Here is a 16,895-nt window from a genome sequence, read left to right as displayed (position 1 = left end):
GGAGCTGACGATGGCCAGGACTGCCCATGTCGACACCTTCGCGCAGGCCAACCTGCCGCCGCGGGAGCGATGGCCTGCCTTCACGTTCGGGCGCCCCGAGCTCCAGTATCCCGAGCGCCTGAACTGCGTGACCCACTTCCTCGACCGCTGGGTCGAGGAGGGCAGGGGCGGCGAGGTCTGCCTCATCTCCGGCTCCGAGACGCTCACCTATGCCGAGCTCCAGGCGCGGGTGAACCGGATCTGCAACGTGCTCACGGGCCCCTTAGGCCTCCTCCCCGGCGGCCGGGTCCTGCTGCGCTCGGCCAACAACGCCATGCTGGTCGCGACCTATCTCGCCGTGCTCAAGGCCGGCGGGGTGGTGGTGGCCACCATGCCGCTCCTGCGGGCCCGCGAGATCGCCTACCCGGTCACGAAGGCGCGCATCGACCTGGCGCTGTGCGACCACCGCCTCGCCGACGAGATGGAAAAGGCCCGCGCGCTCTGCCCGGACCTGCGCCGCGTGGTCTATTGGGGCAGCGGCGCCCCCGACGCTCTCGAAGCCCTCATGGCCGAGGCCTCCCCCGATTTCACGGCAGTCGACACGGCCGCCGACGACGTCTGCCTCATCGGGTTCACCTCGGGCACCACAGGGGAGCCTAAGGGCACGATGCACTTCCATCGCGACATGCTCGCGATCTGCGACGCTTACTCCCGCAACGTCCTGCGGCCGGAGGCCTCCGACCGCTTCATCGGCTCGCCCCCGCTCGCCTTCACCTTCGGCCTCGGCGGCCTCGTCCTGTTTCCCATGCGGGTCGGGGCCTCGACGGTGCTCCTCGAGAAGGCGGGGCCCGACGACCTCCTCTCGGCAATCGAGCGACACCGCGCCACCATCTGCTTCACGGCGCCCACCGCCTATCGCGCCATGCTGCCGAAGCTCGCCATCGCCGACATCTCGTCGTTGCGCAAATGCGTCTCGGCGGGGGAGGCCCTGCCGAAGGCCACCTTCGAGGCCTGGCACGAGGCGACGGGCTTGAAGCTCATGGACGGCATCGGCGCTACCGAGATGCTGCACATCTTCATCGCCGCCCGCGAGGACGAGATCCGCCCCGGCGCGACGGGCAAGCCCGTGCCGGGCTACGAGGCGAAGGTGATCGACGACGCGGGCCGCGACCTGCCCCCCGGCTCCACGGGGCGGCTTGCGGTGCGCGGCCCCACTGGTTGCCGCTATCTCGCCGACGAGCGCCAGGCCCGCTACGTCCAGGACGGCTGGAACGTCACCGGCGACACCTACCATCACGACGAGGACGGCTATTTCTGGTACCAGGCGCGCTCCGACGACATGATCGTCTCGGCGGGCTACAACATCGCCGGACCGGAGGTCGAGGCGGCGCTCCTCGCCCATGCCGACGTCGCCGAGTGCGGCGTTGTCGGCGCGCCCGACGGCGAGCGCGGCATGATCGTGAAGGCTTACGTTGTCCTGCGCGAGGGCGCGGCGCCCGGCCCCGAGATGGCGAAGGCGCTCCAGGAGCATGTGAAGGCCGAGATCGCGCCCTACAAGTATCCCCGCGCCGTGGAGTTCGTGGAGGCGCTGCCCAAGACCCAGACCGGCAAGCTCCAGCGCTTCGCCCTGCGCCAGATGGCGGGCGCGGTGCCGGCCCCAGCGGCCGGGTAGGTGCCATGGCGCGCAATGCTCCGCCACCCTATGAGGCGCTTCCGGCCCTGGCCTGGCGCACGGACGTGCGCGTGCGCTTCTCCGATTGCGACCCGGCGGGCATCGTCTATTTCGCCCGCTACTTCGACATGCTGAACGGGGTGGTCGAGGACTGGTTCTCGGCGGCGCTCGGCCTCGACTACCACGCCTTCATCCGCGACCGCCGGGTGGGCCTCGGCTATGCCCATGCTGGCATCGACTACGCCCGCCCGGGCCGCATGGGCGAGACCCTCACCTTCGTGCCCCTCGTCGAGCGGATCGGGGGCGGGTCCCTGACCCTCTCCGTGCCGGCCTATGCAGGCGGGGAGGGGGCGCTCGTCGCCCGCCTCGTCGTCGCCACCACCGACCTCGACCGGCATCGGTCGATCCCGCTGCCCGAGGATCTGCGGGCCGCCGTCGAAGCCTACCAGGAGCACTGCCGATGAGCGCCATCCGCGAGGGGCTGATCGCCGCCGCCGAGGCCGATGCCAGACCCCGCGTCCTCCAGCCCCCGGGCTGGCCGGTGCCGAAGGGCTATGCCAATGGCATGACGGCCGAGGGGCGCATCGTCGTGACGGGAGGCGTGGTGGGCTGGGACGAGGCGGAGCGCTTCCCCGACGACTTCGTCGCCCAGGCGCGCCAGACGCTTCTCAACATCAAGGCGATCCTGGCGGAGGGCGGCGCCGAGCCACGCCACCTTGTGCGCCTCACCTGGTACGTGGTCGACATCGAGGAATACCTCGCGAACTTGCGCGAGCTCGGGCGCGCCTATCGCGAGGTGGTCGGGCCGCATTACCCGGCCATGGCCCTCGTGCAGGTGGTGCGCCTTGTGGAGAGGGCGGCGCGCATCGAGATCGAGGCGACGGCGGTGGTGTGAGGGGACGAAGGGCCCGCGCTCCAACCCCCCCCCCCTCATGCTGAGGAGCCCGCGCCAGCGGGCGTCTCGAAGTACGCACCACGGTTCAACAGCCGTCCTGTGATCCCTGGACTGCCCTTCGAGGCCCGCCTTTGGCGGGCACCTCAGGGCGAGGGTGGAGGGGCGGCTCAAGCCCTCCCACAGCTCCCTCACGTCGCCGGCTGGCGCCCCCGCAGATAGAGCCGCCCGTCGCGCACCTCGAAGGAGGCGAGGCGGTCGAGGAAGCTCATGCCGAGCAGGTTCTCGTGCAGGACGCCGGGCTGGGCCACGAGGGTGCGCACGCGCCGCGCCTCGATGCTGCCCACGCTCAAGGTATCGAGGGTCAGGGGCGCCGCCAGCGTGCGCCCGTTGGCGGTGGCCACCGGCACCGTGAAGGCGAGCGCCTTGGGGTCGATGCCGATCCGGGTGGCGGATTCGTGGGTGAGCACCACGAGGCTCGCCCCCGTGTCGAAGATGAAGCGCAGGTCGCGGCCATTGGCCTTCGCGCCGAACATGAAGCTGCCGTCGCCCCGGCGCGGCACGCTCACCTCGCCCGAGCTCGTCACCTCGACGCTGCCGGGCCGCAGCTCCGCCATGATCCGCGAGGCGACGCCGTTGATCTCGAACCGGTAGGCGTAGAGGCCGACAAGGCCGAACAGCACCATGGTCCAGGCGAACAGCGCCCGCACCCCGTCCCGCATGCGCCCGCGCCAGTCGTCGATCATCCAGCCCGTGGCGACGCAAGCCGCCCCCGTGAGGGCCAGGGCGATCGCGAAGTCCTTGGGCTCGAGGCCCGCGACCGGCCGCTCCCCGTGCACGGTGGCGAGCGCCGCGAGGCCGAACAGGACGAAGCCGATGCCCGCAAGCCACATGCTCAGCCGTCTCCCGGCGGCGGCGCTTCGGCCATCTGCCGCAGGCGCTCGTCGAGGACGGCCATGATGGCGAGCCGCTCCTCCTCCGTGAGGCGGTACCAGCGGGTGATCTCCTCGCTCGAGCGGCCGCAGCCGAGGCAGAGCCCGGTGGCCTGATCGAGGGTGCAGACGCGGATGCAGGGCGACGAGATGCGGTTCATCGGTGATCCAAGCTCACGCTTGAATGTCGGCATCAGGGCCGCGCGATCAAGGGGGCCGTCGGCCGCAGGCCGGGGAAGGGCCGGTTCATCCACCGTTCCCTCGCCTCACGGGCGCAGGCACGCGAGCAGCGCCAGGAACGCCGCGATCTCCGCCACCTGCTGCGTCGCCCCGACCACGTCCCCCGTATAGCCGCCGAGACGGGCCCGCGAGAGCGCGGTCATGCCCCAGGCCGTGAGCGCCGCGGCGGCGAAGGCGAGGGCCAGGCCCGGGAGCGGCAGCCCCCCCACGAGCCCCAGCGCGAGGCCGAGCGCGGCGCAGAGCGCCCACGCCGTCGCGACGGTGCGCGGGAGCGGGCGGCCGACGGCATGGGACGCGCCCGAGCTGCGGGCAGGGTCGAGCGCGATCATCACGTCGAGCGCTCCCGTGCGCGACAGCGCCGCCATGACGACGAGCGCCATGGCGCCGGCGAGCGGCCCCGCCCGTTCGACGAGGGTCGCGAGCGCCAGGATCCGCACGATGAGCGACAGGACCAGAGCCGCCGCCCCGTAGGAGCCGATGCGGCTGTCGCGCATGATCTCAAGGCGCCGCTCGCGGGTGTGCCCGCCCCAGAACCCGTCCGCGGTGTCGGCGAGGCCGTCCTCGTGGAAGGCGCCCGTCGCAGCGACGAGCGCTCCCACGGCGAGCGCCGCCGACAGGGCGGGACCGAAGCCCAGGGCATGGGCGAGGCCGAGGACGAGCGCGCCCGCCGCGCCGATGACGGCGCCCGCAATCGGCAGGGCGCGGGGCGTGACGGCGAAGTCGGGCGCCGCGTGCGGGTCGCCCTCCCAGGGCAGCACGGGCGCGGGCAGGCGCGAATAGAAGCGCAGGCAGCGCACCGCATCCGCCGCGACGGCGCGCCAGCCCGTCTCGCGCGGGCTTGCGGGGGCGTGCGTGTGGGGATCGGGGCTCATGGGGTGTCCGGCGGCGTGCGGGCGCACCATAGACGCTCGGTGCCGCCCAGGGGAACGCCGCGGCGCGGGTTTCGAGGGTGGGAGCCGCGAAATGCCTTCACCCCCGGACCACGGCCCGCTATAGCTCCGCGCCCTCAGACCCGATCGCCAAGGACGCCCGATGTCCACCGCAGCCTCCCCCTTCGACGACATCCGCCAGCTGATCGTCTCGATGCCCGGCCCCGACGAGGCGGCCGTCGAGGCGGTGCGCGCGCGCGACGGGCAGCTCACGAAGCCCGCGGGCAGCCTCGGGCGCCTCGAATGGCTCGCCGAGTGGCTCGCCGCCTGGCAGGGCAAGGCGCCGCCCACCGTGGCACGGCCCCTCGTCTGCGTCTTCGCGGCAAGCCACGGCGTCACGGCGAAGGGCGTGTCGGCCTTCCCGGCGGAGGTGAACCGGCAGATGCTGGAGACCTTCGCGGCCGGCGGGGGCGCCATCAACCAGATCTGCGCCGCGAACGGGCTCGGCTTCAAGGTGTTCGACCTCGCCCTCGACCTGCCCACCGGCGACATCACGGAGGGGCCCGCCATGTCCGAGAAGGACGCGGTCGCCACCATGGCCTTCGGGATGGAGGCCGTGGCAGGCGGGACCGATCTCCTCGGCATCGGCGAGATGGGCATCGGCAACACCACCATCGCGGCGGCGATCTACGCCGCGCTCTTCGGCGGTACCCCGGCTCATTGGGTCGGGCGCGGCACGGGGGTGGACGACGCGGGGCTCGCCCGCAAGGTCGCGGTGGTGGAGGCGGCGCTCGCGCAGCACGCGGGCCATCTCGACGATCCCCTCGAGGTGCTCGCGCGGCTCGGCGGGCGCGACATCGCCGCCATGGCGGGCGCGATCCTCGCCGCCCGGGCGCAGCGCGTGCCCGTGGTCCTCGACGGCTACGTGGCGACGGCCGCCGCGGCGATCCTGTTCGCGATCCACCCCTCCACCATCGACCATTGCGTGGCGGGTCACCTCTCGGCGGAGGGCGCGCATCGCGACGTGCTGGAGCGCCTGGGCAAGATCCCGCTCCTGGCGCTCGGCATGCGGCTCGGCGAGGGCAGCGGCGCCGCGCTCGCCATGAGCCTCGTCAAGTCCGCGGCCGCGATCCACGCCGACATGGCGACCTTCGACCAGGCAGGGGTGTCGAAGCGGGAGGGGTGAGGGGGCGTCAAGCCGAAAGGCAGCGGAGCGCCCAGAAGGAGCTCAACCGGTCATCCCCGGCCGGAGGCGGCTTGTCCGCCGGAGGGGAAGCACGCTTGCGTGCCAAGAAGGGGATCCAGCAGATCTGATGTCGCAGAGCGACCCATTATGCCCGTCCAGGGCCCTTGGCGTGCCGCTCCGCGGCAGCATCATCGCGCTAGATCCCCTTCCCCTCCGCGCGACAAGCGCGCTCCGGCCGGGGATGACGGCGGCACCGCTCTCACGCCGCCCGGATGTCGTCCACGGGCGGGAGCGCGTCCATCACGCGGCTCGCCGGGAAGGTGACGATCGCCTCCGTGCCCTCGCGGGGCTTGGACTTGAGCTGGAACGTGCCCCCGTGCAGGTCGACGAGGCCCTTCACGATGGGGAGCCCGAGGCCCGAGCCCTGCTCGGCGGTCTTCAGCGCCCAGGAGCCGCGGCCGAAGGAGGACATCACCACCGGGATCTCCTCGTCGGGGATGCCCGGCCCGTTGTCCCGCACGCTGACATATTGCCCGCCCGATCCCGTCCAGCCGACCTTGATCGTGATCTCGCCGCCCTGGGGCGTGAACTTGATCGCGTTCGAGAGGATGTTGAGCACGATCTGGCGCACGGCGCGCTCGTCGGCCCACAGCCGCGGCAGGGACGGGTCGACCACCTCCTTCACGGTCTGGTTCTTGGCCTTGGCGCGCAGGTTCAGCATGTGGCGGGCGTCCTCCACCACGTGGGACAGGCGCAGGGCCTCCTCGTTGAGCTCGTAGCGCCCGGCCTCGATGCGCGACAGGTCGAGGATCTCGTTGATGAGGGTGAGGAGGTGCTGGCCGCTGGCGTGGATGTCGCCCGAATAATCCTTGTAGGAGGGCGAGGCGTGGGGGCCGAACACCTCGTTCTTCATCACCTCGGAGAAGCCCAGGATGGCATTGAGCGGCGTGCGCAGCTCGTGGCTCATGGTGGCGAGGAAGCGGGATTTCGCGAGGTTGGCTTCCTCCGCGCGGCGGCGGGCCTCGTCGGAATTGGCCTTGGCCTGCTCGAGCTCGGCAAACAGCGCGTCCTTCTCGGCGCGCGAATGCAGCGTCGCCACAGCGCTCGAATAGAGGCGGTGGGCCAGCAGCACGAAGAAGAGCTGCGCGCTCACCGACATCAGGGCGAGCAGCAGCGTGTCCATCCGCTGCGCCGCGCTCGCGACGGCGAAGACGAGGGCCAGGGCAAGCGGCGCGATGCCCGCATAGACCGCGAGCCGGACCGTCGCCGACAGCGTCGCCGTGACGGCGGCCACCATCAGGGTGACGAAGAGCACGAAGCCGTAGACGACGGGCGTGTCGGTCTTCACGAGCAGGAGCACGATCGGCGCCCAGCCCGCCCCCTGCAGCAGCTCGCTCAGGATGAAGATGCGGCGCCAGCGGGGGAGCGAGACGGAGCTCTCCTCTTGGCGCAGGAAACGATGGGCGAGCGCCACGGGCAGGCCCGTCGTCGCGACGGCTTGGCCCAGCCAGATCAGGACCGGCTCCAGGGGGACCCACAGCCCGGCGAGCGCCGCGACCGCGGCGGCAAGCCCGAACAGCGGCAGCGCCGCCCCGATCCGGTACTGGGCGAAGAGGCGCAGCAGCTCGTAGTCGAAGGAGCGCTCCAGGCCCGTCGAGGAGGTGAGCTTCTCGCGCGCCGCCCGCATCTCGTGCGCGATCTTGCGCCGCCGCAGCGCCTCTTCGGCGGCGACGTCGCGTCCTCGCGTCTGGTGATGCGTCGAGCTTTCGACCATGGTCCCACGCAGCAGGCTTCGCCCGGCGGATCACGCGCGGGACGAGCCGGCCCATCATGGTGTCGAATCGTTAATGCTCACCTCATTCCAGCCACGAAACCTGATGCGATCGCGCGGGCCGCGGCGCCGCCGGCTCCTCGTCGGGCTCTTGGCGGGCGCGGCGATCGCGGCCGCCCTGCTGTGGGGACGCGAGGAGCCGGCCTCGCTCGCCGGTCAGCCCCGCGTGGTGGACGGTGATTCGCTGCGGCTCGCCGGGGCCGCGATCCGCCTCATGGGCATCGACGCGCCGGAGATGGCCCAGGTCTGCCTGCGCGGCATGGAGGCCTATCGCTGCGGCGAGGAGGCGCGCCGCCACCTGGCGCGGCTCATCGGCGGCGAGAGCGTCACCTGCCGCCTGGAGGGCCGCGACCGCTATCGCCGCCATCTCGCCCATTGCCAGGCGGCCGGCGTCGATCTCGGCGAGGCCATGGTGCGGGACGGCTGGGCGGTGGGCTACAGGGCTCACACGAGCCTCGAGCGCGAGGCCCGCGCCGCCCGCCGCGGCCTGTGGGCCGGCACCTTCGACCGCCCCAAGGAGTGGCGGAAGGCTCATGCGGCCTCGATGCTCGGCGGGGTCGAGGACGACTGAAACGGGTGCTCCCCTCCCCCTTGCGGGGAGGGGTTGGGGGTGGGGGTCGAAAAGTCGGAGCTGGCGGGGAGGTGGGGCGCACGCACGCTCGTACAGCCCTATCCTGGACCGACGGCGGTTGGCGTCGCGACCCCCACCCCCTGCCCCTCCCCGCAAGGGGGAGGGGAGAGGGCGGCGCGCTACTTCTTGGCGGCGGCGGGCACGGGCATCGCGGGGGTGCCGTAGACGCGGGGGTCGACCTGGGACAGGTCGCCGGTGTCGGACGAGCCGCCCGGGTTCTCGACATAGCTGAACTCGCCGCGCCCGTCCGGGCTCGGCCCCTCGGCCCAGCCGCCCTCCCGGCTCTCTGTGCCCTCCGAATGGTTGAGGAACTGGTAGGAGGCAGGGCTGTGCTCGCGCTCCTGCGGGAAGTTCGAGGGCACCGGGGTCGTCTCCAGGCCGTCGGCCTCCAGCTCGGCGATGGCCGCGAGCCACTGGTTCTGGTGCATCGTGTCCCGGGCGATGAGGAAGGACAGCATCTCCCGGACGCCTGAGTCGTTCGTCATGTTGTAGAGGCGGGCCACCTGGAGCCGGCCCTGGCTCTCGGCCGTGACGTTGAAGCGGAAATCCGCCAGCAGGTTGCCGCTGGCCGTCATGAAGCCCGCGTTCCAGAGGTTGCCCGAGCTGTCCACCGGGCGGGCGCCGAGCCCCGAGACGATGTAGTGCTGCGGGTTCATGCCGGCCACGATGGCGTCCTCGACCCGCGCGCCGCCCATGACGGCGCCGACGATGGAGTTCTTGGCCATGTCCTCCTGGTCATCGATGGGCGAGGTCTCCAGGAGGCGGGCGATCATGGTGGCGAGCATCTCCACGTGGCCGATCTCCTCGGCCCCGATGTCCATGATCATGTCCTTGTACTTCGCCGGCCCGCGGCAGCTCCACCCCTGGAAGAGGTAGGTCATCATCACGCTGATCTCGCCCCATTGGCCGCCGAGCGGCTCCTGCAGCATCTTGGCGAAGATCGGGTCCGGCTTGTCGGGCTTGGACTGGAACGCAAGCTGCTTCGAATGGAAGAACATGGGCCTCTCCTGTTCTCGGGTGAGGCCCAAGAACGGAGCCCGCCGGACCTCGTTCCCTCATGGCGCCGGGGAAAAGGCGGGTCAGGGCCGGACGGCGCCCTGGCGGCGCGGTGCGGCCGGCGCGGGTTCCTCGCAGCGCACCAGGCGCTGGGGCACGGGATTGCGGGCGGAGGGCACCCGCTCGATCACCTCGCCGTCGATGGCGCTGATCGTCTCGGTCGTGGCGAACTCGCGGCCTTCCGCGGTGCATAGGTAAGTTGCCTGGAAATCGCGCCCGCCCTTCGGGTTGCGCAGGACCTGCTGGGCGACGCAATCCGAGCCCGGGGTCGCGATCCGCTCCTCGCCCACCATGATGGCCATGTCGGGCTCGCCCACCGGCCCTGCGATCGCGACCTCGCCCTTCGCGTCGCGCCGGAAGGCGGTGGCGCAGACCTCGGGTCGCGTGGCCCACAGGCCCTTCACCCGTTGCAGCGGCGGCACGTTCTCCCGCGCCCGCTGCTCGCGCTCGGCGACGATCGCGGCGAGATCGCGCAGGTCGCCGATGGCGCACCGGTTCATGTCGATGAACTCGCCGCCGACCTTCACCTGGAAGCGCCCGTTGAGCTCGCGCATGGTGAAGGCCTGGCGCTTAGTGCGCCGGCCGAGCGCGCAGCGTCCGTTGAACGACACCACGTTGTCGCGCACCGTGAACTCGCGCACCTTGCAGATGGCGTCGTTGTTCGAGACGCTGCCCCGGTCGACGATGAAGCCCGCGGCGGCGCCCGGCTTGTCGGGCTGCGCGAAGACGATGCGCCCGCGGTCGTTGGCGAACACCGTGCCGCACTCGGCCCCGCCCATCACCCAGGCGCCATAAACCGCGAGCATCTCGTCGGCCTTCACCGGAGCGGCGGCGAGGCACCCCGCCAGGATCGCGATACGCGCATGCACCACCATGGGGTCCGGTCCCTTCCAACCTTGAGCGCGGGTCAACGCGGGAGGGGCGGGAGGGTTCGGGGTGTGGGAATGGAGGGGGTGAAGGTCGAGGGAGACCTCCACCGTGTCATCCCCGGCCGGAGGCGGCTTCCCCTCCACGCGACAAGCGCGCTCCGGCCGGGGATGACAGCGGCGAGTGCTCGTTAACCCACCCCCAACAGAACGTGGCGTCCCGCGCCCACGGATGCTAAGGCGCTCCCATGCTCGAAGGTCTCCATCCCAACCGCCCTACCCACATCATGCGCCTCGTCACCGACGAGCGCTCGGCGCGCGCCATGACCGACATCCTCGGCGAGGTGTTCGATCCTGCCGAGACCGCGGTCGCCGCCTTCGAGACGGAGGACGGGCGAACCTGGCTGCTGGAGGCCTATTTCGCCAGCGAGCCCGACGAGAGCGCGATCCGCGAGATCGTGCGGCCCATCGTCGGCGACGTGGTCGACGAGGCCGTGTTCGAGGCCATCGAGCAGAAGGACTGGGTGGCGGCGTCGCTGGAGGGGCTGAACCCCGTGCGGGCCGGGCGCTTCGTCGTGCACGGCTCGCATGACCGCGACCGGGTGGCGCTCAACGACTGGGCCATCGAGATCGAGGCGGCGCTGGCCTTCGGGACGGGCCATCACGGCACGACGCGAGGCTGCCTCCTCGCGCTGGTGGACGAGTTGAAGCGCCGGCGGCCCCGCTCGGTGCTCGATGTCGGCACGGGCACCGGCATCCTCGCCTTCGCGGCGGCCCGGGCGCTCAAATCCCGGGTGGTGGCAGGGGACATCGATCCGGTGGCAGTGGCGGTGGCGCGGGACAACGCCCGCCTCAACGGCATCGGGCCCCACCTGGCGCTCTATGTGGGGCCGGGCACCCGCAGCCCTATGGCGGATCTGAGCCGGGGCTTTGACCTCGTCTTCGCCAACATCCTGGCCAAGCCCCTGCGCCTGCTCGCGCCCTCCCTCGCCCGCACGGTGGCGACCGGGGGCACGCTCGTGCTCTCGGGGCTGCTCGCGCGGGACGTGCCGGGGGTGCTCTCGGCCTATGCGGCGCAGGGCTTCGCGCTCGCCAAGAGGCGGGACCTGGAGGGGTGGGCCGCGCTCACGCTCAAGCGCGGCGGCGCGGCGCCCCGTCATAGGGCGTGGCTTTAGGACCGCCACGCCCCGTCATGGTTCGTCGGCGTCAGACGCCGATGCTCGGATAGCGCTTGTGCGCCTCGCGCTCCATCGCGCGCGCCTCGCGGTACGCTTGCGCCACGAGGCGCAGGCCGCGCCAGATCTGTAAAAACAGCATCGACGGCCCCCTTACTTGCCGAAGGGCAGCGTGTCGGCGTTGGAGAAGCCGATGCGGCGCAGGTCGCCCTGGACGAAATCGGTCTCGAACAGGTGGCCATGCAGCCGAAGCTCCCGGCGCACCCGCTCCATCTGGTACGCGGTGAGCGCGTCGAGGACGCGGCGGCCGAGCGACCGGCGGGCCGGGGTGGCCTCGGCGGAAAAGTCGAAGTGGGGCGAAAGCGCGTGAGCCATGGGTCCATCTCCTGAGCGTCTGCTCTGTGCGACAGCCCTGGTCGTCTCCTCTGTCGTTGAAGGGAATGTAGGCGGGGCGTGGAAGGCGGGGCAGAGGCTTGGCCGCATGAGCGTCATGCTTACAACGCATGATGCTCGCATAAAGCGTTAATCATCGTGCGCCAGATGCATGCCGCGGCGGCTGTCCGACCCCTCATCGCGTGGGGCCGAACATGTCCCCGGCCATTCCCCGCGCCAGCCCCGCGATCCTGCGAAGGCCTCTCGACCCGGCGGCGGCTCCCGGCTAGCGTTCCGGCCCGCCGACAGGGACCCATGATGACGAGCCGCTTCCAGACCTTCGACGATCCGACCAGCCCCGCCACCTGCGCGCCCCGCGTGGCCGCCCTGCGCGACGCCCTGCGGGGGATGGGCGTCCACGGCTTCGTGGTGCCGCGCGCCGACGAGCACCAGTCGGAATACGTGCCGCCGAACGCGGAGCGGCTGGCCTGGCTCACGGGCTTCACGGGATCGGCCGGCACCGCCGTGATCCTGCTGGACAAGGCGGCCCTCGTCGTCGATGGGCGCTATACGCTCCAGGCGCCCGCGCAGACGGACGTGTCGATCGTGACCCCCGTGGCCCTCGCCGAGATGACGGCGGAGGCGTGGATCGAGGCAAACCTGCCCGAGGGCGGCGTGCTCGGCTACGATCCGTGGCTGCATACGCGCGACGGCGTGCGCCGCCTGGAAGAGGCTGCGGCCCGCGCCGGCGGTAAGGCCGTCGCCGTTGAGCGGAACCCCGTCGACCTCGTGTGGACCGACCGGCCGCCCGCGCCGCTCGCTCCCGTGCGGCCCCATCCGGAGGCGCTCGCGGGGGAGGGGAACGCCGGCAAGATCGAGCGCATCCGCGCCGCGCTGGCGAAGCTGAAGGGCGATGCCCTCGTCGTCTCCGACCCTCACAACCTCGCCTGGACCTTCAACCTGCGCGGCGGCGACGTCTCGAACACGCCCCTGCCGCTCGGCTATGCCATCATCCCCCGCGAGGGCCGCCCGACCCTGTTCCTCGACCCCGCCAAGGTGACGAACGAGGCGGGCGACGCGGTGGGTGCGATCGCCGATATCGCGCCTCCGGGCGCTCTCGCCGCCGCCCTCGACGCGCTCGGCCACACGGGCGCCCGGGTGCGCCTCGACGGCGCCACGGCGGCCTCGGCGCTTGCCCGGCAGGTGGAGGCGGCGGGGGGCAGCGTCGAGGTCGGGCCCGACCCGATCTCGCTCATGAAGGCCGTGAAGAGCGCCGCCGAGATCGACGGTAGTCATGCGGCGCACGCCCGCGACGGCGCCGCCTTCGCGCGCTTCCTCGCCTGGCTCGACGGGCGCGCCGCCTCGGGCGGGCTCACCGAGATCGAGGCCGTGGAGCGGCTGGAGGCCTTCCGCGCCGAGACGGGCGCGTTGCGGGACGTGTCCTTCCCGACGATCTCGGGCTCGGGCCCCAACGGCGCCATCGTCCATTACCGGGTGACGCGGAGCACCGACCGCGTGGTCCAGCCGGGCGAGCTCTTCCTCATCGATTCCGGCGCCCAGTACGAGGACGGCACCACCGACATCACCCGCACGATCGCGGTGGGCGAGCCGACGCCCGAGATGCGCGACCGCTACACCCGCGTGCTGCGCGGCCACATCGGGATCACCACCGCCGTTTTCCCGAAAGGCACCAGCGGCGCTCAGATCGACGCCTTCGCCCGCCGCCCCCTGTGGGAGGCGGGCCTCGACTTCGACCACGGCACGGGTCACGGGGTGGGGAGCTTCCTCTCCGTCCACGAGGGCCCGCAGCGCATCGCCAAGACGGGCACCACGCCGCTGGAGCCCGGGATGATGCTCTCCAACGAGCCGGGCTACTACCAGGCCGGCGCCTACGGCATCCGGCTGGAGAACCTCATCCTCGTGGAGCGCCGCGAGATCGCGGGCGGCGACCGGGAGATGCTGGGCTTCGCGACCCTGACGCTGGCGCCCTTCGACCTGCGCCTCGTGGAGCCGGCGCTGATGACGTGGGACGAGATCGCCTGGCTCGACGCCTATCACGCGCGGGTGCGGGAGACGCTCGGGCCGTTGGTGGACGGCGAGACGCGCGGGTGGCTGGAGCGGGCGACGCGGCGGGTGGGCTAGCTCACCTCCCCCCGCATGCGGGGAGAGGGCCGCGGCCCCCTTCATCGGGGGCCGCGGCGAGGGCGGCAGCCCGGGGGTGAGGGGCCTTATCCGGGTTAGCTCTTTCCTGAGATGCCCCCTCACCCTCGCCCTTCGGGCTTGCTCCGGCTGCCATTCCGCAGCCGGAGCCCTCTCCCCGCACGGCGGGGAGAGGTGCTGGCAGCGCGGCACCCCCACAATGGAAAAAGGCCGCCCCGTCGCCGGGGCGGCCCTCCATCCTTGGATCCCATGATCCTTAGCGCGAGTAGAACTCGATCACCAGGTTCGGCTCCATCTGCACCGCGTAGGGCACCTCGGAGAGGGTCGGGACGCGGGTGTAGCGGGCCTGCATCTTGGAGTGGTCGACCTCGATGTAGTCGGGGACGTCACGCTCGGCGAGCTGGGAGGCGACGAGCACCACCTCGAGCTGCTTGGAGGCGTCCTTGAGCTCGATCACGTCGCCGGGCTTCACGAGGTAGCTCGGGATGTTGACGCGGCGGCCGTTGACGCGCACGTGGCCGTGGTTGACGAACTGGCGGGCCGCGAAGGGGGTCGCGACGAACTTGCAGCGGAACACCACCGCGTCGAGGCGACGCTCCAGCAGGCCGACCAGGTTCTCGCCCGAGTCGCCGCGCATGCGGACGGCCTCGGCGTAGTAGCGGCGGAACTGCTTCTCGGTGATGTTGGCGTAGTAGCCCTTGAGCTTCTGCTTGGCGCGCAGCTGCGTGCCGAAGTCGGAGAGCTTGCCCTTGCGGCGCTGACCGTGCTGGCCGGGGCCGTATTCGCGCTTGTTGACGGGGCTCTTCGGGCGGCCCCAGATGTTCTGGCCCAGGCGACGATCGATCTTGTACTTCGCCTCGATGCGCTTCGACATTCGCGTGTCCTCTGATGGTTCGACTATTGTCGAGGAACGCGCCCTCCTCTTCCCCGTTGGGGACGACAGGCCGACCGGAGCCGGGCCGCGGGAGCGTAAAAAACCACGCGGGCCCCGAATGGGACCCGCGCGACGGCGTGGGGATACCCGCGCACGCCGCCGATGTCAACCGTCGGCCACAGGGCGCGAGGCCCGCCGCAAAATCCGGAGCGTGGCCGAACCGAAGGCGCGCGGCGTCGTTGCCCCCGTGACGGCATCGCTTCCCCGGAGCCCCTCATGCGCGTGCTTTTCCTCACCGGCCTCGCGGCCCTCGCCCTCGATGCGGGCGCGGCCCGGGCCCAGGTTCCCTCTCCCGGCATGGGCCAGACCCAGGCCGACCCGGCTGCCGACGCCTTCGTGACGGGAACGCCGACGGGGCTCCGAGCCTCGAAGCTCGAGGGCATCCCGGTGATCGACCTCGACTTCAAGCGCGTGGGCGAGGTGAAGGAGGTGCTGATCGGGAAGGACGGGCGGGTGAGCGCCGTCATCCTCGGGATCGGCGGCGTGCTCGGGGTGGGCGAGCGCAAGGTGGCGGTCCGCTTCGACCAGTTCCTCTGGAACACGGGCGACTCGGCCCAGACCGCGGCCGTGGACTCGTCCATGCGTCCCAGCGAGGCGCCGCCCCTGCGCGAAGGCAACGCGGCCGCGCAAGCCATGCCGGGCGCCCAGATCAGCCGCGAGGTGCTTGCCGCCGAGTCCAGCTCGGGATCCGTCAACCCTGGCAGCGGCCCGGTGACCACGGGCTCCACGGCGACCGCGACGGCCATCGTGGGCGACGGCGAGCCCGATCGCGCCCAGGTTCGCCTCACCCGCGAGCAGCTTGAGAAGGCGCCCGCATTCAAGTCGGGAACAGAATAAGAAGAATCATCCGTGTATATAGTCAGGATAAATCACGGTATAAATCGTTTTAGCGTTGTCACTTGTGTTTTTGCGATATGTCATAAATTATAATCATCAATGACTCCTGCTCTTTACCAGGTTCGATAACAGAAAGAAGGATGAATATCTCACTTTTTAAATGTCTAATTTCTTCAGAAACCAATTGTATTTTGTCTGTTCTTCCCTGTTGTAGATACCTACGGAGCGAGTATAATTTGGCAGAGAGGCGTCGTTTGAGGTATGACATGCGGTTTACAATTTCAGCCTCATAAGGGCTGAAATTTTCACGTATTGTTGCTGGCTCGTTCTCATCATTGGAGATAACAGAACGTGCTTCCTCACTCTCAACTTCTTGCACTTTCTCGACAACGGACGTTTCGACTCCAAATCTTTCAAGGAAATCAGAAAAACGAAGGAACTGTATACTTTTGCCTCCAGTGCAGGAGGCGAACTCCTCTAACAACTCCCGACGAGGAAAAAGAGGTCCTCCGGCAGCTTGGGTCCACCAATCGCCCTTCTGATCCATCGTTACGAAGATCAAGTCACTTTTTCGATGCTCAGCTACTTTGATAAGAGTTTTCCAGATGATAAGGTCGCCGCTACCTCCATCGTGTTTATGATCATCTTTGAAGCCTGGGGGTATCTTATGATCTGACCGAAATTTGAGCTCTCTAGGAATCTTATCTTGATCCTCTTTGGTGATTTCTTCGACGCAATTTGCGAAAACTTTCCGATACATATCCCAAACAGGATCTGTGTTGTCCCACGTCCTAATGCGGTCGATGACGCACTTGAGCTTCTTGCTTAGATTCTTCTGCTGCTCCTCTATTATCTTTGATATTTCGATCGCATTCTCGTATTCTGGGATTGATTTCAAGAAGGTGAACTGAGTTGGCATTGAATTGCCAAGTCTACTTATTTGATCCAAGATAGTTTTAACAATTTCTCCAATTTTGTTTGCTCTGTTACGCGCAAATTCACGTGCGACCTGAGCAGGTATGAATATTCTTCCGTCAGTTGAAAGTTTCAAGTATGTTTTTTCAATTTCTGATATATCCTTATCACCAAGGCTATATGGGGCCAGTAAGACGTTTGTGTCTAAAGCAACAAGGCATCTTTCGGCGATCTCATCGACGGTTTTCACTCGCCGCGAGAACAATGCAGTTGCGTCAGGAAAGCAGACATGTAGGGGAAAGTGGTCGCTAGTCATCTGGTCCTATGAACAAAATTCATTTTGTCAGA

17 protein-coding genes are annotated in these 16,895 nt (G+C 69.5%); 8 read left to right on the top strand and 9 right to left on the bottom strand.

The annotated features are described in order from the left end of the window. Positions 1-10: 10 nt before the first annotated feature. From F0L46_RS15890 to F0L46_RS15880, 3 genes are read left to right on the top strand one after another with little or no spacing between them, the layout of a single operon-like run. Positions 11-1,651, top strand: coding sequence for a benzoate-CoA ligase family protein (locus F0L46_RS15890; RefSeq protein WP_149819274.1), 1,641 nt, complete (start codon positions 11-13; stop codon positions 1,649-1,651). 5 nt (positions 1,652-1,656) lie between these two features. After that, the gene (locus tag F0L46_RS15885) at positions 1,657-2,115 is read left to right on the top strand and encodes an acyl-CoA thioesterase (RefSeq protein WP_149819272.1); all 459 of its coding nucleotides are present in this window, start codon (positions 1,657-1,659) and stop codon (positions 2,113-2,115) included. Then, the gene (locus F0L46_RS15880; protein WP_149819270.1) at positions 2,112-2,546 is read left to right on the top strand and encodes a RidA family protein; all 435 of its coding nucleotides are present in this window, start codon (positions 2,112-2,114) and stop codon (positions 2,544-2,546) included. The genes F0L46_RS15885 and F0L46_RS15880 overlap by 4 nt, the downstream gene beginning before the upstream one ends. Positions 2,547-2,734: 188 nt before the next feature. Here F0L46_RS15880 and F0L46_RS15875 read toward each other — a convergent pair whose 3' ends face one another. The 3 genes from F0L46_RS15875 to cobS all read right to left on the bottom strand — a co-directional run bounded on the left by F0L46_RS15875 (position 2,735) and on the right by cobS (position 4,587). Next, positions 2,735-3,436 (bottom strand): retropepsin-like aspartic protease family protein, encoded by a 702-nt coding sequence (locus tag F0L46_RS15875; protein ID WP_149819268.1) that lies wholly within the window; start codon positions 3,434-3,436, stop codon positions 2,735-2,737. Positions 3,437-3,438: 2 nt separating this feature from the next. Then, positions 3,439-3,636, bottom strand: coding sequence for a DUF1289 domain-containing protein (locus F0L46_RS15870; protein ID WP_149819266.1), 198 nt, complete (start codon positions 3,634-3,636; stop codon positions 3,439-3,441). Between the two features lie 105 nt (positions 3,637-3,741). Continuing rightward, positions 3,742-4,587 carry an adenosylcobinamide-GDP ribazoletransferase gene (gene cobS, locus F0L46_RS15865; protein ID WP_188311992.1) on the bottom strand — a complete coding sequence of 282 codons (846 nt, stop codon included), beginning with the start codon at positions 4,585-4,587 and terminating at the stop codon, positions 3,742-3,744. Between the two features lie 160 nt (positions 4,588-4,747). On the opposite strand from cobS, the gene cobT reads away from it, so the two are divergent. Then, positions 4,748-5,770, top strand: a complete 1,023-nt coding sequence (gene cobT / locus F0L46_RS15860) for a nicotinate-nucleotide--dimethylbenzimidazole phosphoribosyltransferase (RefSeq protein WP_149819262.1) — start codon at positions 4,748-4,750, stop codon at positions 5,768-5,770. Positions 5,771-6,029: 259 nt separating this feature from the next. On the opposite strand, the gene F0L46_RS15855 is transcribed toward cobT, so the two are convergent. Continuing rightward, positions 6,030-7,544 carry a sensor histidine kinase gene (locus F0L46_RS15855; RefSeq protein ID WP_149819260.1) on the bottom strand — a complete coding sequence of 505 codons (1,515 nt, stop codon included), beginning with the start codon at positions 7,542-7,544 and terminating at the stop codon, positions 6,030-6,032. Positions 7,545-7,647: 103 nt separating this feature from the next. Between F0L46_RS15855 and F0L46_RS15850 the strand changes: the two genes are divergently transcribed. After that, positions 7,648-8,172 (top strand): thermonuclease family protein, encoded by a 525-nt coding sequence (locus tag F0L46_RS15850; RefSeq protein ID WP_188311991.1) that lies wholly within the window; start codon positions 7,648-7,650, stop codon positions 8,170-8,172. A 179-nt stretch (positions 8,173-8,351) separates the two neighbouring features. On the opposite strand, the gene F0L46_RS15845 is transcribed toward F0L46_RS15850, so the two are convergent. Then, complete coding sequence (locus F0L46_RS15845) at positions 8,352-9,230, bottom strand: manganese catalase (protein WP_149819256.1); 879 nt, start codon at positions 9,228-9,230, stop codon at positions 8,352-8,354. Between the two features lie 81 nt (positions 9,231-9,311). Next, positions 9,312-10,163: a hypothetical protein gene (locus F0L46_RS15840; RefSeq protein WP_149819254.1), complete on the bottom strand. Its 852-nt coding sequence runs from the start codon at positions 10,161-10,163 to the stop codon at positions 9,312-9,314. Between the two features lie 239 nt (positions 10,164-10,402). Here F0L46_RS15840 and F0L46_RS15835 point away from each other — a divergent pair, with 239 nt between their 5' ends. Next, a complete protein-coding gene (locus tag F0L46_RS15835; RefSeq protein WP_149819252.1) occupies positions 10,403-11,329 on the top strand; it encodes a 50S ribosomal protein L11 methyltransferase in 927 nt (308 codons plus the stop codon). Between the two features lie 153 nt (positions 11,330-11,482). On the opposite strand, the gene F0L46_RS15830 is transcribed toward F0L46_RS15835, so the two are convergent. After that, positions 11,483-11,704, bottom strand: coding sequence for a hypothetical protein (locus F0L46_RS15830; protein ID WP_149819250.1), 222 nt, complete (start codon positions 11,702-11,704; stop codon positions 11,483-11,485). 312 nt (positions 11,705-12,016) lie between these two features. Here F0L46_RS15830 and F0L46_RS15825 point away from each other — a divergent pair, with 312 nt between their 5' ends. Further along, positions 12,017-13,843, top strand: a complete 1,827-nt coding sequence (locus F0L46_RS15825; RefSeq protein WP_188311990.1) for an aminopeptidase P family protein — start codon at positions 12,017-12,019, stop codon at positions 13,841-13,843. 274 nt (positions 13,844-14,117) lie between these two features. Here the strand turns inward: F0L46_RS15825 and rpsD are convergent, their stop codons facing one another. Then, positions 14,118-14,735 (bottom strand): 30S ribosomal protein S4, encoded by a 618-nt coding sequence (gene rpsD / locus F0L46_RS15820; RefSeq protein WP_149819248.1) that lies wholly within the window; start codon positions 14,733-14,735, stop codon positions 14,118-14,120. Between the two features lie 276 nt (positions 14,736-15,011). On the opposite strand from rpsD, the gene F0L46_RS15815 reads away from it, so the two are divergent. After that, positions 15,012-15,632, top strand: a complete 621-nt coding sequence (locus F0L46_RS15815; protein WP_188311989.1) for a PRC-barrel domain-containing protein — start codon at positions 15,012-15,014, stop codon at positions 15,630-15,632. Positions 15,633-15,690: 58 nt separating this feature from the next. Here the strand turns inward: F0L46_RS15815 and F0L46_RS15810 are convergent, their stop codons facing one another. Continuing rightward, positions 15,691-16,863, bottom strand: a complete 1,173-nt coding sequence (locus F0L46_RS15810; RefSeq protein WP_149819245.1) for a PIN domain-containing protein — start codon at positions 16,861-16,863, stop codon at positions 15,691-15,693. Positions 16,864-16,895 lie beyond the last annotated feature (32 nt).

Origin of the sequence: Salinarimonas soli (genome assembly GCF_008386575.1) — a bacterium.
Taxonomy (GTDB): domain Bacteria; phylum Pseudomonadota; class Alphaproteobacteria; order Rhizobiales; family Beijerinckiaceae; genus Salinarimonas_A; species Salinarimonas_A soli.
The sequence above is the reverse complement of the archived record's forward strand: the minus strand, read 5'-3'. Positions and strand labels throughout refer to the sequence as shown.